This is a genomic window from Pseudomonas syringae pv. cilantro, assembly GCF_001293775.1.
Classification (GTDB): domain Bacteria; phylum Pseudomonadota; class Gammaproteobacteria; order Pseudomonadales; family Pseudomonadaceae; genus Aquipseudomonas; species Aquipseudomonas syringae_P.
On the sequence record NZ_LGLN01000010.1, the window covers coordinates 96,898 to 117,697 of the forward strand.

Below are 20,800 nucleotides of genomic sequence, written 5' to 3' on the forward strand. Positions count from 1 at the left end.
ATGACCGTCCTGCGTACACATGAGAACGACACGTTGATCATTCGTCTTCTGCGCACCGTTTTTATCGGCTGCCTGGCTTTGCTCTTGATGGTGCGGGTGGCGAATGCGCAGGCTGACGAGTCCGGAGTGGCTGCCACTGCGCAACTGACGGCGACGCAGCTTGACTGGCTCAAGACGCATGGCCCATTGCGGGTTGGCCTGGTGTTGCGCGCGCCGTATGCCCAGTTCGATCAACGCCTGCAACAGTTGTCCGGCGCCAACGTCGACCTGATGAACGCTTTGGCGCGGACGCTGCCTGTCGAGCTGTTGTGGCGCAACTTCGCTGATCAGGCGGCGCTGGAAAAGGCGCTGCTCAACGGTGAAATCGACGTTGCGCCGGGCTTGATGCAGACCCCGGCCGGATTGCGTTTGTGGTTGTTTTCCGATCCGTACCTGCGGGTGTCGCAACTGTTGATCGGCGAACGTGATGGCAGCGCTGCGGTGGATCTGGAAAAGCTCGACAGCCTTTCCAGAGTGGCTGTGCGTATGCCAGGCCCGACCGCCGATTACCTGCGCAGCAATTTTGCGCACCTGAACCTGCAAGGCGTGCCGCTGGAGCGTCAGGCGCTGCAATTGTTGCTCAGCCAGCAGGCGCGCTATGCCGTGGTGGATGAAGCGCAACTGAGTCGCCTGCTGCGCGAACCGGAGTTTTCCGCGCTGGCCGTGGTCGGAGATATCGGTTTGCCGCAATTGCTGCGGGTTGCGTCGCGCCGCGATGAGCCGGAACTGGCGGCGATTGTCAGCGAGGCTTTAAAAGCCATTCCGGCCCGCGAGCTGGAGCAGTTGCACGCCCGCTGGATGCCGCTGAACCCGTCGCATTTCAGTGGGTCCACGGGCTTGTGGAAGAATCTGTGCATTTTGTTGCTGGTGATGCTGCTGGCCTGTTTTGCGATTGTGGTCTGGCAACGTCGTCAGCAACAGGCACTGGAGCAGGAGTTGCTGACCGCACGCGAGGACCTTGCCCAACGGGTAGAAAGCGAAGAAGCGCTGCGGCTGGCGCAGTTTTCCATCGATCAGAGCACCGTCGGCATTCTGTGGGTCAATTGGGACAGTCGCGTGCGTTACGCCAATCGGGCCGCGGAGGCGATGCTCGGCTATGCGCCGGGACAGGTGGTCGAGCGCCCGCTGATCGATTTCGAACCCGGCCTGCACATGGACCGTTGGCTCAACCTGTGGAAAAACGCCCGTTCCAGCGAAGACAGCCCGCAGGTGTTCGAGACCCACTGCCTGCGCGCAGATGGCAGCTTTCTGCCTGCCGATGTGTCCTTGAGCTTCCTGCGTTTTCACGAAGCGGAATACCTGGTGGTGTTCCTCAGTGATGTCAGCGAACGACGACGCGCCCATGATCAGTTGCGTGAATTGTCGGCGCATCTGGAGAGCGTGCGCGAAGAAGAAAAGGCGCGTATTGCCCGGGAAGTCCATGACGAACTGGGTCAGATGCTGACCGTGTTGAAGCTCGAAACGTCGATGTGCGAGCTGGCCTATGCCGAGCTGGACCCAGGCTTGAGCGAGCGGCTGGGCAGCATGAAACGCCTCATCGCCCAGCTGTTCCAGTTGGTACGCGATGTTGCCACGGCCTTGCGGCCACCGATTCTCGATGCCGGAATAGCGTCGGCCATCGAATGGCAGGCGCGCCGTTTCGAGGCGCGTACGCAGATTCCCTGCCTGGTGCAAGTGCCCGATAACCTGCCGACGCTCAGCGATGCCAAGGCCACCGGTATGTTCCGGATTCTGCAGGAGGCACTGACCAACGTCATGCGTCATGCTCAGGCCCATACCGTGGAGATCAGCCTGGCGCTGGAAGACGGCATTTTGTGCATGACCATCGCCGATGACGGGCAGGGCTTTGCCGTCGAGTCGGGCCGGACGGTTTCGTTTGGTCTGGTGGGCATGCGCGAGCGGGTGCTGATGCTCGGCGGCAGACTGGAGCTGGACAGCGAGGTCGGTGAGGGCACAACCTTGCGCGCCTACATCCCGATGGACCCGACCGTACAGGAGCGACACCCGTGATTCGTGTTTTGGTAGCCGAAGACCACGCCATTGTGCGTGAGGGCATCAAGCAATTGATTGGTCTGGCCAGGGATCTGCAAGTCGTCGGCGAGGCCAGCAATGGCGAGCAGTTGCTTGAGACATTGCGCCACGTGGCCTGTGAAGTGGTGTTGCTGGACATTTCCATGCCGGGCGTCAACGGCCTTGAAGCGATCCCGAGGATTCGCGCGCTGACCCATCCGCCGGCGATTCTGGTGTTGTCGATGCACAACGAGGCGCAGATGGCTGCACGCGCCTTGAAGGTCGGTGCAGCGGGCTACGCGACCAAAGACAGCGATCCGGCACTGCTGCTGACGGCGATTCGGCGGGTGGCAGCGGGCGGGCGCTACATCGACCCGGATCTGGCCGACCGCATGGTGTTCGAAGTCGGCCTGACGGATAACCGGCCTTTGCATGCGCTGCTCTCGGAGCGTGAGTTCTCGGTATTCGAACGGCTCGCTCAAGGCGCCAACGTCAACGACATCGCCCAGCAACTGGCGCTGAGCAGCAAGACCATCAGCACCCACAAAGCCCGGCTGATGCAGAAAATGAAACTCAACTCGCTGGCCGACCTGGTCAAATACGCGATGGAGCACAAACTGCTCTGAGTCTGAAAACGACACTCTGCTCACCACTATCGTGCGGCGCTCCCACGCCCTGCGCTGGAACGCTCATCGTTGTACACAAGTCTGCTTTTGATTCTGGCCGGAGGCCGTGGGAGCGAACTTGTTCGCGAATGGGCCGGTATAAGCGCCGGAATGCATCGTCTGANTCGCGGACAAGCGAAGCGTCGCCCGGTCCGCTCCCGCGCCCTTCGGGCAGAAGCCTGAAACCTCTTTTTTTTGCGCTCGTCAGGACTTGTGTATCACGCTGAGCGCTGGAACGATCAGACGTCGCCGACGTGCTCAATCGCGCCATCCCTGTAGGGCAATCCCTACCCTCAACCTTCCAGCCGGCCTAGGCCATTCTCTCCCGGTCCCCGATTTGCGGGGCGATCACGCTGCTCTAGTCTTGAGCCCACGCAGACAAAACAAAGGTGTGGGCAATGAGCGACGTCGATATAAGCGCTGGAGCGAGTGATGTTCTGGTCAGCTTTCGTGGTGTGCAAAAGAGCTACGACGGCGAAGCACTGATCGTCAAAGACCTGAACCTGGATATTCGCACAGGCGAGTTCCTGACCCTGCTCGGTCCTTCCGGCTCCGGCAAGACCACCAGCCTGATGATGCTGGCCGGTTTCGAAACGCCGACTGCGGGCGAAATCCTGCTCGGTGGCCGCGCCATCAACAATGTGCCGCCGCACAAGCGCGACATCGGCATGGTGTTCCAGAACTACGCCTTGTTTCCGCACATGACAGTCGCCGAGAACCTCGCCTTTCCGCTGACAGTACGCGGCATGAGCAAGACCGACGTCGGCGAAAAGGTCAAAAAAGCGCTGGGCATGGTCCAGCTCGACAGCTTCGCGCATCGCTACCCGGCGCAGTTGTCCGGCGGTCAGCAGCAGCGTGTGGCCTTGGCCCGCGCGCTGGTGTTCGAGCCGCAACTGGTGTTGATGGATGAGCCGCTTGGCGCCCTCGACAAGCAGCTGCGCGAGCACATGCAGATGGAGATCAAACACCTGCACCAGCGCCTCGGCGTAACGGTGGTCTACGTGACCCACGACCAGGGTGAAGCCCTGACCATGTCCGACCGGGTTGCCGTGTTTCATCAGGGCGAAATCCAGCAGATCGCGCCGCCGCGCAGCCTGTACGAAGAGCCGAAAAACACTTTCGTGGCCAACTTCATCGGTGAGAACAACCGGCTTAACGGTCGTCTGGTCAGTCAGGACGGCGACCGCTGCGTGGTCGAGCTGGAGCGCGGCGAGAAAGTGCACGCGCTGGCGATCAATGTCGGCCAGCCCGGCGCCCCGGTCACCCTGTCGATCCGCCCCGAGCGCATCAACCTCAATGGCCGCAGCGAAAGTTGTACCAATCGGTTCTCTGGCCGTGTGGCCGAGTTCATCTACCTGGGCGACCACGTGCGGGTGCGTCTGGAAGTCGCCGGCAAGACCGATTTCTTCGTCAAACAGCCAATCGCCGAGCTGGACCCGACGCTGAGCGTGGGCGATGTGGTACCCATCGGCTGGCAAGTCGAGCATGTCCGCGCGCTCGACCCCTTGCAGCAAGTGCATTGATCTACCGATAAAAGCAACAACAGAGGCGAACTGATCGCCCATCCCAATCGCTTACCAACACTGCTCGTGGAGAAAAGAACACATGTTGAAATCTTTGAAGTTCACCGCCATCACGTTGGGCCTGATGTGCGCTGCGCAAGCCATGGCTGCGCCCGATCTGACCGTCATTTCCTTCGGCGGCGCCAACAAGGCCGCTCAGGAAAAAGCGTTCTACGCGCCGTGGGAAAAAGCCGGTAACGGCAAGATCATCGCCGGTGAGTACAACGGTGAAATGGCCAAGGTCAAAACCATGGTCGACACCAAGAGCGTTTCCTGGGATCTGGTAGAAGTCGAATCGCCAGAACTGGCTCGCGGCTGTGATGAAGACATGTTTGAAGAGCTGGACCCGAAACTGCTCGGCAATGCCGAAGACTACGTTCCGGGCGCGATCACCACGTGCGGCGCAGGCTTCTTCGTCTGGTCCACCGTGCTGGCCTATAACGCTGACAAGGTCACCACGGCCCCGAGCGGCTGGGTCGATTTCTGGAACACCCAGAAATTCCCGGGCAAGCGTGGCCTGCGCAAAGGCGCGAAGTACACCCTCGAATTCGCCCTGATGGCCGACGGCGTTGCGCCGAAAGACGTCTACAAAGTGCTGGCCAGCAAAGACGGACAAGACCGCGCGTTCAAGAAGCTCGATGAGCTCAAACCCAACATCCAGTGGTGGGAAGCTGGCGCACAGCCGCCGCAGTACCTCGCTTCCGGTGACGTGGTGATGAGCTCGGCTTACAACGGCCGAATCGCTGCCGTGCAGAAAGAAAGCAACCTGAAAGTGGTCTGGACCGGCGGCGTGTATGACTTCGATGCCTGGGCCATCCCGAAGGGTTCGAAAAACGCGGATGCGGCGAAGAAATTCATCGCCTTCATGCTGAGCCCCGAGCAGCAGAAGACCTACTCGCAGAACATCGCCTACGGCCCGGCCAACACCCAGGCAGTCAAGCTGCTGGACAAGGAAACGCTGCAGAACATGCCGACCACGCCTGAGAACATCAAGGATCAGGTGCAGATGAACGTTGCGTTCTGGACCGACAACGGCGAATCGCTGGAACAGCGTTTCACTGCCTGGGCTGCCAAGTAATCAGCCGGCGTTGAGTCAGATCCGGGCGCTCCCTGATACCGGGGGCGCCCCTTTGTTGAAAGATTCCGGAGTTCGCTATGGCCATCGCAGTGCCCTTGACTGAAGGCGCCAGCCCCACCTTGAAGCAACGTCTTGCTCGCGCCGAGCGGGTCAACCGCTGGAAGGCTCAGGCACTGATCGCGCCGTTGGTGATTTTCCTGTTGTTGGTGTTTCTGGTGCCTATCGCCGCGCTGCTCTACAAGAGCGTCGGCAACCCCGAAGTCGTGACTGCGCTGCCGACTACCGTGATCGAAGTGCAGAAATGGGACGGTAAAGGGCTGCCACCCGAGTCGGTCTACAAGGCGATGAGCCTGGACCTGGCCGAAACACGCAAGAATTCCACGCTGGGCGATCTGTCCAAGCGTCTGAACATCGAGCTGGCCGGCTATCGCAGCCTGTTGAGCAAAACCGCCCGCGCGCTGCCGTTCAAGACTGAGCCGGCCTCCTATAAAGAAGCGCTCGAAGCGCTGGATGAACGCTGGGGCGACCCGGCCTATTGGCAGGCGGTGCGCCGCAATACCAGCAGTATCACTCCGTATTACCTGCTGGCCGCCGTTGACCATCGCATTGATGACCTCGGTGAAGTCGCCCCGGCCACGCCGGATCAGGCGATCTACCTGGATATCTTCGCCCGTACCTTCTGGATGGGCCTGGTGATCACCGCGATCTGTCTGGTGCTGGCGTATCCACTGGCTTACCTGCTGGCCAACCTGCCGGCCCGGCAGAGCAACCTGCTGATGATTCTGGTGCTGCTGCCGTTCTGGACTTCAATCCTGGTGCGCGTCGCCGCCTGGATCGTGCTGTTGCAGTCGAGCGGGCTGATCAACAGTGCGCTGCTGGCGATGGGCATTATCGACAAGCCGCTGGAGCTGGTCTTCAACCGGGTCGGCGTTTACATCTCGATGGTGCACATCATGTTGCCGTTCATGATCCTGCCGATCTACAGCGTGATGAAAAACATCTCCCCGACCTACATGCGTGCAGCCATTTCCTTGGGCTGCCACCCGTTCGCCAGCTTCTGGCGCGTGTACTTTCCGCAGACCTACGCCGGCATCGGGGCGGGTTGTCTGCTGGTGTTCATTCTGTCGATCGGCTACTACATCACCCCGGCCTTGCTGGGCAGCCCGAACGACCAGATGGTCAGCTATTTCGTCGCGTTCTACACCAACACCAGCATCAACTGGGGCATGGCAACGGCGCTCGGCGGGCTGCTGTTGTTGGCGACCATCGTGCTGTACCTGATTTATAGCTGGCTGGTCGGCGCCAGCCGCCTGCGTCTGAGCTGAGGAGCGTTACCATGCTGAACCCCTACACATCGCCGATCGAGCGCCTCTGGTATTACGCCTTGCGCATCATCTGCACTCTGGTGCTGCTGTTTCTTGTGCTGCCGGTACTGGTCATCGTGCCGCTGTCATTCAACTCGGGCAGCTTTCTGGTCTATCCGCTGCAAGGCTTCTCGTTGCAGTGGTATCAGGATTTTTTCAATTCGGCTGAATGGATGCGCGCGCTGAAAAACAGCATGATCGTCGCCCCGGCCGCGACCCTGCTGGCGATGGGCTTCGGCACGCTGGCAGCGATTGGCCTGACCCGCGGCAACTTCCCCGGCAAGGCGCTGGTCATGGCCCTGGTGATTTCGCCGATGGTGGTGCCGGTGGTAATCGTCGGTGTCGCCAGCTACCTGTTTTTCGCGCCACTGGGCCTGGGCAACAGCTACACCTCGCTGATTCTGGTCCATGCGGTGCTGGGTGTGCCGTTCGTGATCATCACCGTGTCGGCTACCTTGCAGGGCTTCAATCACAACTTGGTGCGCGCTGCTGCAAGCCTGGGCGCATCGCCGCTGACCGCGTTCCGTCGCGTGACCTTGCCGTTGATTGCGCCGGGGGTGATTTCCGGCGCGCTGTTCGCCTTTGCGACCTCGTTCGACGAAGTGGTCGTGACGCTGTTTCTCGCCGGACCGGAACAGGCGACCTTGCCCCGGCAGATGTTCAGCGGTATCCGCGAAAACCTCAGCCCGACCATCGCCGCTGCGGCGACGCTGTTGATCGGCTTCTCGGTGCTATTGCTGCTGGTGCTGGAATGGCTGCGGGGGCGGAGCGAGAAACTGAGAACGGCTCAGTGAACTGGGAGCTGCAAGTTTCAAGCGGTAAGCTACAAGCTTGAAGCTTGAAGCAGAAGCAGATCAAACGCTTGAAGCTTGCCGCTTAACGCTCCAGGCGAAGCTTGGCGTACAATGCGCACCACCGTGATTCTGCTCAAACAGGTGCGTCATGCAGCCCTTCGTTATTGCCCCATCGATTCTTTCCGCTGACTTCGCCCGACTGGGTGAGGAAGTCGACAACGTGCTTGCTAGCGGCGCGGATTTTGTCCACTTCGATGTCATGGACAACCACTACGTCCCCAACCTGACCATTGGTCCGATGGTGTGCAGTGCGCTGCGCAAGTACGGCGTAACTGCGCCCATCGATGTGCACCTGATGGTCAGCCCGGTGGATCGCATCATCGGCGATTTCATCGAGGCCGGTGCCACGTACATCACCTTTCACCCGGAAGCGACCCAGCACATCGACCGTTCGCTGCAACTGATCCGTGAAGGCGGTTGCAAGGCCGGTCTGGTCTTCAACCCGGCCACGCCGCTGAACCTGCTGGAATACGTGATGGACAAGGTCGACATGATCCTGCTCATGAGCGTCAACCCGGGTTTCGGCGGGCAGAAGTTCATCCCCGGCACGCTCAACAAGCTGCGCGAGGCGCGGGCCCTGATCGATGCTTCGGGCCGTGATATTCGTCTGGAGATCGACGGCGGCGTCAACGTCAATAACATCCGCGAAATCGCTGCGGCGGGTGCTGACACTTTCGTCGCCGGTTCGGCGATCTTCAACGCGCCGGACTACCGCGAAGTGATCGAGAAAATGCGCACCGAGCTGGCGTCAGCCCGCGCATGAGCGGCTTCGAGACGCTGTTTGCAGGCAAGCTGCCAAAGCTGATCATGTTCGACCTGGACGGCACCCTGGTGGACTCGGTTCCCGATCTGGCGGTGGCGGTTGACAAGACCCTGGCCGAGCTCGGCCGACCGCCCGCCGGTCTGGATGCAGTGCGTGCCTGGATCGGCAACGGTGCGCCGGTGCTGGTGCGTCGTGCGCTGGCCAATGATATTGATCACAGTGGCGTCGACGACGCACTGGCCACGCAGGCGCTGGAAATCTTCATGCGCGCTTATGCCGAAAAGCATGAGTTCACGGCGGTCTACCCCGGCGTGCGCGAAACCCTGAAATGGCTGCAGAAGATGGGCGTCGAGATGGCACTCATCACCAACAAGCCGGAGCGTTTCGTCGCACCGTTGCTGGATGAAATGAAGCTGGGGCGTTTCTTCCGCTGGATCATCGGTGGCGACACCCTGCCGCAGAAAAAACCTGACCCGGCTGCGCTGTTTTTCGTGATGAAAATGGCCGGTATTCCCGCTTCGCAATCGCTGTTTGTCGGCGACTCGCGCAGTGACGTGCAGGCCGCCAAGGCTGCCGGTGTCGCCTGCGTTGCATTGAGCTACGGCTACAACCACGGCAGGCCGATTGCCGAGGAGAATCCGGCGCTGGTGATCGATGATCTGCGCAGGCTGATTCCCGGTTGCCTGGATCGGGACGCTGAGATACTGTTGCCCGACATCAAACGTCCCTCCTCAAGAGAATCCATCGTGGTGGTCACTCGCAAACTCTGGATGAAAGTCATCAAGGCCCTGGCCCGCTGGCGTTGGCGCGCCTGACTTGATTCTGGCCGGCCTGCCGGCACGTTTGCCTGACTGACTGTTGCTCCTCAAAACCACGAGGTTACTCATGAACCGTGAAGAATTCCTGCGTTTGGCCGCCGACGGCTACAACCGCATCCCGCTTGCCCGCGAAACTCTGGCTGACTTCGATACGCCGCTGTCGATCTACCTCAAGCTGGCCGATCAGCCGAACTCCTATCTGCTGGAATCGGTGCAGGGCGGCGAGAAATGGGGTCGTTATTCGATTATCGGTTTGCCATGCCGCACCGTAATGCGCGTGCACGGCCATCACGTCAGCGTGACGCATGATGGCGTCGAGATCGAAAGCCTGGACGTCGAAGACCCGCTGGATTTTGTCGAGACTTTCAAGGCGCGCTACAACGTGCCGACCATTGCCGGGCTGCCGCGTTTCAATGGCGGGCTGGTGGGTTATTTCGGTTATGACTGCGTGCGCTATGTCGAGAAACGTCTGGCGGTGTGTCCGAACCCGGACCCGCTCGGCGTGCCGGATATCCTGCTGATGGTGTCCGATGCGGTGGTGGTATTCGACAACCTCGCGGGCAAGATGCACGCCATTGTGTTGGTCGATCCGGCGCAACAGGGTGCCTACGACAGCGGCGTCGCGCTGCTCGATGAGCTGATGAACAAACTGCGCCAGCCAATCACGCCGCGTCGCGGGCTGGATCTGGACCGGCCTCCGGCGGCCGATCCGGTATTTCGCTCAAGCTTCACGCAGAATGATTACGAAGCTGCAGTCGACACGATCAAGCAGTACATCCTCGCGGGCGACGTGATGCAGGTTGTGCCGTCGCAGCGTATGTCCATCGATTTCGCTGCTGCGCCTATTGATCTGTACCGTGCGCTGCGCTGTTTCAATCCTACGCCGTACATGTACTTTTTCAATTTCGGTGATTTCCACGTGGTTGGCAGTTCGCCGGAAGTGCTGGTACGCGTCGAGGACAACCTGATCACCGTGCGGCCCATCGCTGGCACGCGTCCACGCGGCGCCACTGAAGAGGCGGATCTCGCGCTGGAAGAGGACCTGCTGTCCGACGACAAGGAAATCGCCGAGCACTTGATGCTGATTGATCTGGGCCGTAACGATACCGGGCGGGTTTCCGAGATCGGCACGGTCAAGCTGACCGAGAAGATGGTCATCGAGCGTTATTCCAACGTAATGCACATTGTTTCGAACGTCACTGGTCAACTGAAAAGCGGGCTGACGGCGATGGATGCGCTGCGGGCGATTCTGCCGGCTGGCACCTTGTCCGGCGCACCGAAGATCCGCGCCATGGAAATCATCGACGAGCTGGAGCCCGTCAAGCGTGGCGTCTACGGCGGAGCGGTGGGGTACATGGCCTGGAACGGCAACATGGACACCGCGATTGCGATCCGTACGGCGGTGATCAAGAACGGCGAGCTGCACGTGCAGGCGGGTGGCGGCATCGTCGCCGACTCGGTGCCAGCACTGGAATGGGAAGAAACCCTGAACAAACGCCGCGCCATGTTCCGCGCCGTGGCCCTGGCCTCGCAGACTGCCGAGGACTGAGCGGGCTGGATGCTCTGCGTCCCATAGCGGACGCAGAACGTTATACGTAAGTCCTGTGGGAGCGAGCCGGGCGACGCTTCGCTCGCTCGCGAAGAGGCCGGCACAGCCCCGGTAATGGGGTGTTTGGGCTATTGTTTTCGTGAGCAATGCGGATCGCCGCCCCGGTCACTCCCACAATGTTGCATGTGTAACCGGATACTGCTGTTTTAGTCCCACTTTCCGGGCCTGTCAGGACTTGTGTATAACGGTGAGTGCTTCAGCGTGGGAGCGCCTTGGGGGTGACGCTCCGCATGCCGCTTCTATCTAGAAACTCATACTCAACGCCACATTAACCCCCTGCTGGGTCACGTCGTCGTTCTTGCGCCAGTTGTAGTTGCCGCGCAGGGTCAGGTCCTGGGTGAGTTTCTGGCTGACGCCCACAGTCGCGCGGTTCAGGTCGCGTTGTGGGGTATAGCCGTCCAGGGTGAAGTCGACCGACTGTACGCTGTTGAGGGCCATGGTCACGTTCTGCTGATCGGTCTCGAATTCCCGTTCCCGCGCGACTTCGCCCCACACCTGAGTGGTCGGCGTCGCCTGGAATTTGCCCTGCAAACCAACGCCTGCACGCCGGGATTTGCGCGTCTGATCGCTGAAGGTCAAGGCGGTCGAACGGTCGCCTTTTTCCGAGTAGCCATCGACATCGATGTGGGCATAGTCGGCGCTGACGAAAGGCGACAGGTGCCAGCGACTGGCAGCCCCGGCGATATCAAAACCGACTCGCCCGCTGACAGCCCACATTTCACCGTCGGTATCGCCTTTTTCCTGCCCCTCGCTGACACCCAGCGCGAATTTGCGCTCGGCATTTTCATAGTCCAGCTTGCCGCCCGACACTGCCAGGTCGCCCCACCAGTGATTGGCCTGATACTGCAGAAACGCCGTGGCGATGTAGCTGTTGAGCTTGTAGTCCGAGTCCCTGGGGCCGGCTTCCAGCGTCTGTCGATAGGCACCCGCCACGACACCCGTGCGCCAGTTTTCGGCAAAGCGGTAGCTGCCACCGATGGTCAGGTTGTAGCCTTGTCCGTCAGCATCTGCAGAACTGTCCTGCGCGTCGAAGTCCAGTTTCTGACCGCCAGCCGAGAGAATGCTCTGCCACTGGCCGATGCCTTGCCAGTTACCCCAGTCGCTGAGCCACTGCGCGCGGATTTCGTCCTGATGCATGCGCAGTGTGCCGTTGGCCATTTCCGGCAGCAGGCTGATTTCCCACGGTGCCGAGAGCAGTGAATAGGCGTAGTCGGCGAGTAGCCGTTGTCCGGCTTCGGTCGGGTGCACGCGGTCATTGAAGAACAGCCGGCTCGGGTTCGGCGTGGCGCTGGACCGGCCGTTGGTGGTGCTTTCACGGCAGTTGTCGCCGCTGAAACAGGTGCTGACCAGGTTTTCACTGGGGTCGAAGCCGAAGCGTGCCGGTTCGGCCAGCGTCTCGGAGATCAGCAATGGCACGTTGAGCGGGATGATCTGCGCATTGATCTGCGCCAGACGGCTGACCAGTTGTTGATTGAAGGCAGCGCTGAGTACCGACGTGGCAGAGGCCAGCGGCGTACCGCTCAAGGCCGGCGTCCGACCGATGTCCGGCAGCAGCCAGACCATGATGTAGCGCGCCCCTGCCTGTTGCAGGGCCTGTGCGCTGTCAGCCAGTTGATTGGCGGCTTGCCCTGCGCTGCTGGCGCTCAATACGCGACCTTGCAGGAAGTCGTTGCCGCCGCCGGTCAGGTAATACAGAGCATTGGGGTCGGCGCGAAAGCTGTTGGCGGGCAAATATCCGGTCCGGCTGCGCAACAGCATGCCGCTGTTCGGGTCGACGACAGTGGATTGCGAGTTGATCGAATCAAGGATCTGGTCAGTTCGGTAGCCACCGACAGCCCAGTTATTACCATCCGGTGCACCCAGGGCCGCATTGACCGGCGAGGTAGATGCCGCCAGGTCGCCAGCCGGAACCCGCAGCATCCGGCCGATCAGGGTAGATGAGTTCAGATTGAATGCTTCGCCGCTGCCATCCTGATAGGTCGGGCCCACGCGGTTGGTAAAGCGCAGCGTGGAGCCTGCCGGGCCAGCGGTGTCCGGGAACTGCCCGGCATCGGCCAGGCTGTCGCCGAACACCACCATGGTCGAATAGGGGGCCGCAGCGGCGCTGCCGCACGCCAGCGAAAGCAGACAGGCCACGAAGGGCCAGCGCCTTGATGTTTTGGTCATGAAAGTATCCCGGTTGTTGTTATTTTGTACCGGGAACGTAGCAAGATTTTTCATGACTGCAAAGGTCGCTGAAACCCTTTGCCGAGCGGCGGTACTTTTTGAACTCACGCGGCCTTTTCGGTCACGATGCCGCTCAGGTAATTAGCCAGATCGTGCAAGTAGACAAACGGGTGACCCTGCCGCGTGCCGCCTGTGCGGTTGACCTTGAGGTCAATGCGGCCCGCGTTGATCTTGCGTAACAGGTTGCGATCACTCGACAGGTGCGAGAAATAACGCTCCCTTACGGCGCTCAGCGATGGGCACGGCGTGGCGAATTCTTTGCGAAGTTGGTCCAGTATTTCGTTCATTCCATGACTCCCTGTGGTTTGCATATAAGGACTCCCGAAGTGGGGTGCATGCAAACGATACGATATGTAGTGCTTTCATACAATACAGTTTGTATTTTAAATACAGATTGTATGAATCTTCCTACAAGGAGTCGATGTACCAGCACACGTGCGCGGTGCCGTTTTCAGGGTAACGGGTCACGGTGATGCCCTCTGCCTCGCTGATCTCCTCCAGAATCCGCTCCCAATGTTCAAGCACCTCGCCCGGCTCTCTGACCAGTAAGACCTGATGCTCGATTTGAGCCTTGTCACTGGTGATAGCGTCCTGAATACGCTGCGCCAAGGCCAGGTAAGCGTCGTGATGAGCCGTGTCGAGGGGCTGGTTTAGCATGCGTGAACTCCTTTTTACTGTATGTGCATACAGTAATTGAGGAGTATTTCCTACGCAAGCTACAAATGTTTCCTACACAAGTGTGTGGTAGCTGCTGAACGGCGCCCACAAAAAAGCCCCGGTTTCGGGGCTTGGCTGAATCCGCAGCGCGTTACAGACGCATCGTCATTTGCCGGATGACCCCGATCAGTTTGCAGTCTTCAGTAACTGGCAAGGTCGGGTAAGCCGGGTTCAGCGGCTTGAGGAAGAAGCGTCCGGCGTCCTCGACGAGCTTTTTGAATGTGGCTTCGTTGCTTTCGGGAAGTTTGGCAATGACCAGTTTTCCAGCCGTTGGCTCCAGCCCGGTATCGACCAGAATCAACATGCCTTCAGGGATGCTCTGGCCGGCAGGCGCGGTCATCGAGTCGCCCCGCACGACCAGCCAGAAGGCGCGGCCCTTGGCTTTATAATCGCTGATTTCGAAGGTGTCGGAATAGCCGGCCGGGTAGGGCTCGACAGCCTCGCTCCAGCCTCCGGCTTCAACCCAGCTGATGACCGGATAACGATAGAAACGCGAAGGCTGCACCGCAGGCGCTACGTTATCCATAGCGGACTCCTGCCACGGAATGGAGGTCGCGAGGATCGGCAGGCCCAGCTCGGTCAAAAACCGATTGATCACCTCGATCTTCGGCTCGCGCTTGCCGTTCAGCCAATGCCCCACCGCGCCCGGCGTTACACCCATGCGCTCAGCCATTTCTTCCTGGCTGATTTCCTGGGTTGCCATGACCTGTCTTGCGACTTCATACCATTTTCTGTTCATGCGTCGAATCATACAGGCTGTAGGGTGATCGGCAATATACATATTGTAAATGCGGGTTGTCTCTTGAAAATACAGATTGTATTGTCTGCCGCGCAGGCTTTGGGGCGAACTCGCTCGCAAAGCGTCTCCGCAGATCAGGACAGGAAACAGACAATGATCGAGAAAGTAGAAGTGGTCATGCAGCATTGGGGCGAGCAACGCATGCGCGTAGGGCTAGGCGGCGGGCTGAGCAGTCCGATGGCCGGGATCATGGAGTGGGGCGCTTATATTCCGCGTCGCACACCCGGCTCGCGGGCACTGATCGGTAATGGCAGCGGCATGGACTATATAAGCAGCGAAGTCGAAGCGGCCATTGCACAAATGGCTCGCAGCCCTGCCAAAGGCCGTGGGCCCGAACTGGCCCAACTGGCCACCTTGCGTTATGTCGAAGCGTTGCCGGTTCGCGAACAGATGCGTCTGGTGGGCATCAACGAAGGCGCAGACCGCACCTATCGCAACTGGATCAACAAGCTTCATCAGCAAGTGCTGGCGATTCTTGCCGAGCGCAGCGCTTCGCGAAGCAACAAGGATGACGTTTGCAAGGCTGGATAAGCGCGGATGAACAGGGTATCCGATACCGTTTATCCGGGGCGATTGCACAGCTGTGGTCGAACTCGTGTTGAACTCCGGTCAAACTCGACCCACCCCGAAACTGCCCCTTCCCAGGCTTTCCGGAGGGGGGTAAAAAGGTCCCACGATATGCGATTTGCGCCTCAGGGCTGCAGCCGAACAGAGGCTGCTCAACAGCGCCAACCGGTCAATCGCGACCCACCCCCAACCCCGCTTCGGCGGGGTTTTTCATTGGGCCAGGCACACGGAGGCCTCGTGCACATGTTGAAAGACTTTCGATGCGGCCAGTGCAAGAAACTGTAAGCCCGCATGGGTGACCATACCGAACTACATCAAGCGTTCCCCATGCGGAACGCCGAGCCATGTGAAGGCCGTGAGCCATGAGTCATCGCCTTTGATCTAGATAGAAAAGCGGAATCCTTCGCGAACATCAACTGATTAACACGTAAAATCAATGCCTATTGAGCTTCCTCCGACATACATCACCCCTTATCCTGAAATTAGCGCAGGAGGTAATGGTACCTATCGTGGTCAAGACCTTAGTTTTGGTCAAAGCTTTCCGCGAGGTATGCAGAATCCTGTAGCGACTGTGCTGCTTCTTCAGGGTGATTTGTATTGCAGCCCGAACTGTCTTGCCACGTTTCAGGATCAAGCGAGGCGTGACAGCTTCGGGATTCAATCCAAGGTTGCCTTGAAGACCTTCGCAGCGGCGGATCAGCGTGAGGCTGAAGGGCGTGATCTTCGAACGGCTTACAACGAAATCGCAACTGACATCGGCAGAAGCCAGCAGATCAACGAAAATATCATCAAGTATCCGCCAGGCAACCATGTATTGTCTGGCGGCCTTATGACACCATTTCATGCACTGGCTCATGGCATGTTTGGTTTGGGCGCACCCCTTACGTTCCCTATTCAGAATGTTGGGCTTAACGTCGATATCCGTGATATCCCTGATGTAATGAATATTATCCAGAGCGCACGCCCGGTTGGCACCAGTTCGCTTGATGTCAACTTCGCCTATGATGTCGGTAAGGATTCCAACGCATCTTGGCTGACGCTGGGGAACATTACACTCAGGCTGGTGGGAACTATCGATAAAAACTCGAGTGGAGCATGGACATTCTCGGGCAAGATTCGCGCCTTCAATGATGTCTACGATGCCAATCCGTCCAATCATCGCGGATGGCTGGGTGAAAATCTTACTTCGTTGTTGAGTGCCGTTCCATTTACCTCGTACTCGATCGAAATTCCCGGTTCGTTGCCGGTTACGGTTAGTGGCAACTAGGTCAAAGGCATGACAGGTAGCGCATGAGCAGTGGCGTAGCCAGCGTTGACTGATCTGTAAAAAAGACAGGCAGGTGTGTACTGTTTTTCTACTCGTTCGGACCTTTTTCCATAGGATTGACAATGGCTGCGTTACGCAGGAATTTTGTTTTTTTATCATTTCCAGTCGCTCTAGGTGTTTTAGGCTTATCAATCAGGGGGGGCAGTGAAAATCCGCTACAGCCTTCTGATACCTATGGGCTGCCACCGGTGGCTATTTACTTCGTTGTGCTTGTTGGATTTGGAGCCCTCTCTTTTCTCCTGGCTGCGGCCGGAAAATTATTAGAGTGGTTCACCTCCAGTGACGGCAGAATGGGGAGGGTGATTCGACTCGTTCTTTTCGCGCCTATGCTGCTCTCGACCTGTCTCGCCACGTTGGTAAGCGCTGGTTACGCGTTGGATTCATTGACTGGAATCTTCGCCTGCTTGTTATCACTGATATCGACCCTCGGCGCTTATTCCTTGTTTTCAAAAAGGAAAAATTTGGGCTAGCGTCTGATTTCAGGCGCTCTTTTTCTCGAGCCCAAGTTCCTGCTTTCCGTGCGGTTGAACACGGATATGACACGCACGGCTATCTCAGGCCTCGGCATTTGCCGGGACTTTTTCGTATCTGGAGTACCCATGGACCCCACCGACCTAGGCCCAGGCACAGTCACCTGGCTGGGCGGAACGGGCACCATTCTGCTTGGCGGCTTTTTGTGGCTGCGCAAGTTTCTTTCAAGGGATGCAACAGACCGGGCGATGGACAGCGCCGATATCGGCACGGTGCGTCGCCTCAATGAACTGCTCGACTCCGAGCGGCAGGCACGCAAGGAGGCGGAAGCGCGGTCCGATCAGTTCGCCAGGGAGCGTAATGAACTCGCGGCAGCGGTTGGCCGGATGGAGGGCAAGATTGAGGCCCTCACCAGCCATATCGTTCAACTTACCGACAAGGTCACCACGCAGAGTGCGGAAATTGCCCGGCTCCGCTCCAAGCTCGGAGGTGTCAATGATGCACAGACGCGCAATTGATTTTATCGCTCGTCACTGGTGGCGGCAGCTGGAGATCTGGGTGATCGCCGTGCTGCTGCTTGTCGGGTGTCTGACGCTCGGGTTTCAGGCCGGGCAATGGTCGGCCAACGCTGAGCACACCCGGCAACTGGCCGAGATTCGCGCGGCCTATGACGCAGCCCTCGGCAAACGTGATCGCCGTCTCGACAGGCTGGCCGAAACCACAACTCAGGCGGCAGACAAGGTCGAGACCGCTGCGTCAATCGCCAGCCAGGCTGCGCATGCTGCCAGTCGCGCTGCGGACAAGGCGGATGAGGCGCTGGGCAAGGCGAACCAATAGACATTGCTCACGCCCGAACAACCTTCAACACACGCGGAAACCCTTATGAAGATCACCCCGATAGTTGCCCATTTGCAGGCGACCTGCCCGACCTTTGCCGGTCGCATCAGCGCTGGCATCGACTGGGCTGCGGCTGCCCTTGTCGATCAGCTTGCGCATCCCTCGGCCTATGTCATTGCCAGCGGCGATGTGGCCACGGCCAATGACCTGCAAAACGTCATTCGCCAGAACATTACTGACCAGATCGACATCGTGGTCGTGCTTGAAGGTGACGACAAACGAGGTCAGCAGGCCAGCGATCAGTTGCATGCCATTCGCGCCGAGCTCTGGCGCGCGCTGGTGGGCTGGAACGCTGACCGCGATTACGACGCGATGCAGTACACCGGCGGTGCGCTGGTGCAGATCAGCGGCGCACGTGTGACGTATCGCTTCGGTTTTGCCGCGCAGTTTCAGCTGGGCCGCAGCACCTCGGATCAGCCCGCCGAAACCTGGCACGAAGCGTATCTGGATGGTTTGCCGGGCTTTACCGGCGCGACCCTCGAGATGGACTGCGTCGATCCCGCAGACCCGAATCTGAAATCCCCCGGCCCTGATGGCCGTATCGAAGCGAAGTTCATCGCAGAGGTAACACCATGACCCAACGCATCACTGTAATACCGGCCGAAGGCCGCGCTGTGCCGGATCCGGAGGCGGGCGATTTGCTGCCCGCCGAAGGTCGGCAGGTCACCTTCAATGCCTGGTGGCAGCGTCGTCACAACGACGGCGACGTCACCGTTCAGACCGAGCAAACCCCTATCACCTATCAGGCCTTCACAGCCTAACCAAGAGGAAGCCCAATAATGGCTATCAGTTTTAACAACATTCCATCCGACGTCCGCGTGCCGCTGTTTTATGCGGAGATGGACAACTCGGCCGCCAACAGCGCGTCGGCGAGCATGCGTCGCCTGATCGTTGCTCAGGTCAACGACGACGTGTCCGGCCCTGAGCTCGGCTCTCTGGTGCTGGTGCCCAGCGTGGCGCTGGCAAAGAACATCGGCGGTCAGGGCTCGATGCTGGCCGCGATGTACGAGATCTGGCGCAAGGCTGATCCGACCGGTGAAGTCTGGTGCCTGCCACTGCTCAACACCGAAGGCGTCAAGGCCGCTGCAACCGTCACCCTGACAGGCGCTGCGACCGAGCCGGGTTTGCTGAACCTGTATGTCGGCGGTGTGCGCGTTCAGGCAACTGTCGTCAATGGTGCGACCGCTGCGCAAGCTGCAAGCGCGCTGTCGGTAAAAATCAATGCTACGCCTGACCTGCCGATCACCGCGGCCGTCGAGGCCGGTGTGCTGACCCTTTCCTGCAAATGGAGCGGGGCCAGCGGCAACGACATTCATCTGGAATTCAACCGCCTGGGCAAAACCAGCGGCGAAGTCATTCCAGCCGGCCTGACTGCCGCAGTGACGGCAATGACCGGTGGCGTGGGTACGCCTGATCAGCTCAAGGCACTGGCTGCGCTGGGCGACGAACCGTTCGAGTTTCTGTGCATGCCGTGGACCGACACCAGCACCCTGGATGCCTGGAAAGCGGCGATGGACGACAGCACTGGTCGCTGGAGCTGGGCCCGTCAATTGTACGGCCATGTGTACAGCGCCAAGCGCGGTACGGTCGGTACGCTGGTGGCTGCAGGCCAACTGCGCAACGATCAGCACATCACCATTCAAGGTGTGGAAACCGGCGTTCCGCAACCGGTCTGGCTGCAAGCCGCTGCACTGGCTGCGCGCACCGCAGTGTTCATTTCTGCCGACGCCAGCCGTCCGACCCAGAGCGGCACCATGCCCGGCCTGGACCCGGCGCCCGCCAGTCAGCGTTTCACCCTGACCGAGCGTGAATCGCTGCTGCGTTACGGCATCGCGACGGCGTACTACGAAGGCGGCTACGTGCGTATTCAGCGCTCGATCACCACCTATCAGAAGAACGCTTACGGCCAGGCTGACAACTCGTACCTGGACAGCGAAACCATGCACCAGTCGGCGTTCATCATTCGTCGTCTGCAAGGCATCATCACCAGCAAGTACGGTCGCCACAAGCTGGCCAGCGATGGCACGCGCTTCGGTGCCGGTCAGCCGATCATCACGCCGAGCACCATTCGTGGCGAGTTGATTGCGCAGTACGCCCGCCTTGAGGAAGAAGGTCATGTGGAGAACGCCGAAGTGTTCGCCCAGCACCTGATCGTCGAGCGTGATGGCAACGATCCGAGCCGCGTGAACGTGATGTTCCCGCCTGATTACATCAATGGCCTGCGCGTGTTCGCGCTGCTCAATCAGTTCCGCTTGCAGTACGACGAAGCGGCATAAGCCTCACCCACCCTTTTCAAGCCCGCCGCGTGCGGGTTTTTTCATTCTGGAGATAAACAACATGGGTCAGAAAGTTGCGGGTACCTGCTACATCAAAGTGGATGGCACCCAATTGACCATCATTGGCGGCGGCGAAGCCCCTCTGACGAACGTCAAGCGCGATACGGTCGTGCCGGGCTACTACAAGGAAGTCGACAAGGCGGCCTGGTTGAAATTTCAGGCGCTGCATACCGCAGACCTGCCGATCAAGCTGCTCACCACCGGTGTGGACATGACCATCACCTGTGAATTCAGCAACGGCAAGACCTACGTGCTGTCCGGCGCTTACCTGGTCGATGAGCCGGTCAGCAAGGCAGATGACGGCGCCATCGATTTCAAATTCGAAGGCAGTCAGGGGAGCTGGCAATGAGTGAAATCATCGACCTTGCCAGCCCGATCGAAGCTCACGGGGAAAGCCTTTCGCAGGTGACGTTCCGACGCCCTACGGCACAGGAAGCGCGAGCCATCAAGGCCCTGCCGTACAAGATCGACAAGAACGAAGACGTGTCGCTGGACCTGGACGTGGCGGCGAAGTACATCGCCGTCTGCGCCGGGATCCCGCCCTCGTCGGTCAATCAGATGGATCTGTGCGACATCAACACGTTGAGCTGGAAGGTTGCGAGTTTTTTCATGGCAGCGGCATCAGCGACCTTGAAGGCCTGATCGCCGTCGTTTACGACCTCGCGTACTTCTGGAAGACCGATCCCGAACTGATGATG

General features: G+C 59.5%; 23 protein-coding genes. 19 read left to right on the forward strand and 4 right to left on the reverse strand.

Going from position 1 to position 20,800, the window contains the following annotated elements; all coding sequences use genetic code 11:
• From ABJ99_RS01115 to trpE, 9 genes are all read left to right on the forward strand, one after another.
• Positions 1 to 2,049, forward strand: coding sequence for a sensor histidine kinase (locus ABJ99_RS01115; RefSeq protein ID WP_054084241.1), 2,049 nt, complete (start codon positions 1 to 3; stop codon positions 2,047 to 2,049).
• A complete protein-coding gene (locus ABJ99_RS01120) occupies positions 2,046 to 2,675 on the forward strand; it encodes a response regulator (protein ID WP_054084242.1) in 630 nt (209 codons plus the stop codon). The genes ABJ99_RS01115 and ABJ99_RS01120 overlap by 4 nt, the downstream gene beginning before the upstream one ends.
• Before the next feature lie 437 nt (positions 2,676 to 3,112).
• Positions 3,113 to 4,237 (forward strand): ABC transporter ATP-binding protein, encoded by a 1,125-nt coding sequence (locus tag ABJ99_RS01125; RefSeq protein WP_054084243.1) that lies wholly within the window; start codon positions 3,113 to 3,115, stop codon positions 4,235 to 4,237.
• An 82-nt stretch (positions 4,238 to 4,319) separates the two neighbouring features.
• Complete coding sequence (locus ABJ99_RS01130; RefSeq protein ID WP_054084244.1) at positions 4,320 to 5,354, forward strand: polyamine ABC transporter substrate-binding protein; 1,035 nt, start codon at positions 4,320 to 4,322, stop codon at positions 5,352 to 5,354.
• Between the two features lie 77 nt (positions 5,355 to 5,431).
• On the forward strand, positions 5,432 to 6,679 hold the full coding sequence (locus ABJ99_RS01135) for an ABC transporter permease (RefSeq protein ID WP_054084245.1): 1,248 nt from the start codon (positions 5,432 to 5,434) through the stop codon (positions 6,677 to 6,679).
• A gap of 11 nt (positions 6,680 to 6,690) precedes the next feature.
• Positions 6,691 to 7,512 carry an ABC transporter permease gene (locus ABJ99_RS01140; RefSeq protein WP_054084246.1) on the forward strand — a complete coding sequence of 274 codons (822 nt, stop codon included), beginning with the start codon at positions 6,691 to 6,693 and terminating at the stop codon, positions 7,510 to 7,512.
• A 148-nt stretch (positions 7,513 to 7,660) separates the two neighbouring features.
• Positions 7,661 to 8,335 carry a ribulose-phosphate 3-epimerase gene (gene rpe, locus ABJ99_RS01145; RefSeq protein ID WP_054084247.1) on the forward strand — a complete coding sequence of 225 codons (675 nt, stop codon included), beginning with the start codon at positions 7,661 to 7,663 and terminating at the stop codon, positions 8,333 to 8,335.
• Positions 8,332 to 9,150 carry a phosphoglycolate phosphatase gene (locus ABJ99_RS01150; protein ID WP_054084248.1) on the forward strand — a complete coding sequence of 273 codons (819 nt, stop codon included), beginning with the start codon at positions 8,332 to 8,334 and terminating at the stop codon, positions 9,148 to 9,150. The genes rpe and ABJ99_RS01150 overlap by 4 nt, the downstream gene beginning before the upstream one ends.
• Positions 9,151 to 9,220: 70 nt before the next feature.
• Positions 9,221 to 10,702 carry an anthranilate synthase component I gene (gene trpE / locus ABJ99_RS01155; protein ID WP_054084249.1) on the forward strand — a complete coding sequence of 494 codons (1,482 nt, stop codon included), beginning with the start codon at positions 9,221 to 9,223 and terminating at the stop codon, positions 10,700 to 10,702.
• Positions 10,703 to 11,005: 303 nt separating this feature from the next.
• Here trpE and estP read toward each other — a convergent pair whose 3' ends face one another.
• The 4 genes from estP to ABJ99_RS01175 form a co-directional block, all read right to left on the reverse strand.
• Entirely contained in the window at positions 11,006 to 12,928 is a 1,923-nt protein-coding gene (estP, locus tag ABJ99_RS01160) for an esterase EstP (RefSeq protein ID WP_054084250.1), read from the reverse strand.
• A gap of 104 nt (positions 12,929 to 13,032) precedes the next feature.
• The gene (locus tag ABJ99_RS01165; protein ID WP_007251927.1) at positions 13,033 to 13,275 is read right to left on the reverse strand and encodes a pyocin activator PrtN family protein; all 243 of its coding nucleotides are present in this window, start codon (positions 13,273 to 13,275) and stop codon (positions 13,033 to 13,035) included.
• A 121-nt stretch (positions 13,276 to 13,396) separates the two neighbouring features.
• On the reverse strand, positions 13,397 to 13,645 hold the full coding sequence (locus tag ABJ99_RS01170; protein ID WP_054084251.1) for a DUF1654 domain-containing protein: 249 nt from the start codon (positions 13,643 to 13,645) through the stop codon (positions 13,397 to 13,399).
• Between the two features lie 151 nt (positions 13,646 to 13,796).
• A complete protein-coding gene (locus ABJ99_RS01175) occupies positions 13,797 to 14,408 on the reverse strand; it encodes a LexA family protein (protein WP_054084252.1) in 612 nt (203 codons plus the stop codon).
• Between the two features lie 189 nt (positions 14,409 to 14,597).
• Here ABJ99_RS01175 and ABJ99_RS01180 point away from each other — a divergent pair, with 189 nt between their 5' ends.
• The 10 genes from ABJ99_RS01180 to ABJ99_RS01220 all read left to right on the forward strand — a co-directional run bounded on the left by ABJ99_RS01180 (position 14,598) and on the right by ABJ99_RS01220 (position 20,744).
• Positions 14,598 to 15,035 (forward strand): hypothetical protein, encoded by a 438-nt coding sequence (locus tag ABJ99_RS01180; protein WP_054084253.1) that lies wholly within the window; start codon positions 14,598 to 14,600, stop codon positions 15,033 to 15,035.
• Positions 15,036 to 15,507: 472 nt separating this feature from the next.
• A complete protein-coding gene (locus ABJ99_RS01185) occupies positions 15,508 to 16,338 on the forward strand; it encodes a lipid II-degrading bacteriocin (protein ID WP_054084254.1) in 831 nt (276 codons plus the stop codon).
• A 122-nt stretch (positions 16,339 to 16,460) separates the two neighbouring features.
• Positions 16,461 to 16,868: a hypothetical protein gene (locus tag ABJ99_RS28010; RefSeq protein WP_147461912.1), complete on the forward strand. Its 408-nt coding sequence runs from the start codon at positions 16,461 to 16,463 to the stop codon at positions 16,866 to 16,868.
• 129 nt (positions 16,869 to 16,997) lie between these two features.
• Entirely contained in the window at positions 16,998 to 17,387 is a 390-nt protein-coding gene (locus ABJ99_RS01190) for a DUF3450 domain-containing protein (protein ID WP_054084255.1), read from the forward strand.
• Positions 17,368 to 17,706, forward strand: a complete 339-nt coding sequence (locus tag ABJ99_RS01195; protein WP_054084293.1) for a hypothetical protein — start codon at positions 17,368 to 17,370, stop codon at positions 17,704 to 17,706. Before ABJ99_RS01190 ends, ABJ99_RS01195 begins: the two co-directional genes overlap by 20 nt.
• Positions 17,707 to 17,751: 45 nt before the next feature.
• Positions 17,752 to 18,342 carry a phage tail terminator protein gene (locus tag ABJ99_RS01200; protein WP_054084256.1) on the forward strand — a complete coding sequence of 197 codons (591 nt, stop codon included), beginning with the start codon at positions 17,752 to 17,754 and terminating at the stop codon, positions 18,340 to 18,342.
• Entirely contained in the window at positions 18,339 to 18,527 is a 189-nt protein-coding gene (locus ABJ99_RS01205; protein ID WP_054084257.1) for a DUF2635 domain-containing protein, read from the forward strand. Before ABJ99_RS01200 ends, ABJ99_RS01205 begins: the two co-directional genes overlap by 4 nt.
• An 18-nt stretch (positions 18,528 to 18,545) precedes the next feature.
• Complete coding sequence (locus tag ABJ99_RS01210; RefSeq protein WP_054084258.1) at positions 18,546 to 20,042, forward strand: phage tail sheath subtilisin-like domain-containing protein; 1,497 nt, start codon at positions 18,546 to 18,548, stop codon at positions 20,040 to 20,042.
• Between the two features lie 61 nt (positions 20,043 to 20,103).
• Positions 20,104 to 20,451, forward strand: coding sequence for a phage tail tube protein (locus ABJ99_RS01215; RefSeq protein ID WP_054084259.1), 348 nt, complete (start codon positions 20,104 to 20,106; stop codon positions 20,449 to 20,451).
• The gene (locus ABJ99_RS01220) at positions 20,448 to 20,744 is read left to right on the forward strand and encodes a phage tail assembly protein (protein WP_054084260.1); all 297 of its coding nucleotides are present in this window, start codon (positions 20,448 to 20,450) and stop codon (positions 20,742 to 20,744) included. The genes ABJ99_RS01215 and ABJ99_RS01220 overlap by 4 nt, the downstream gene beginning before the upstream one ends.
• Positions 20,745 to 20,800: the final 56 nt, after the last annotated feature.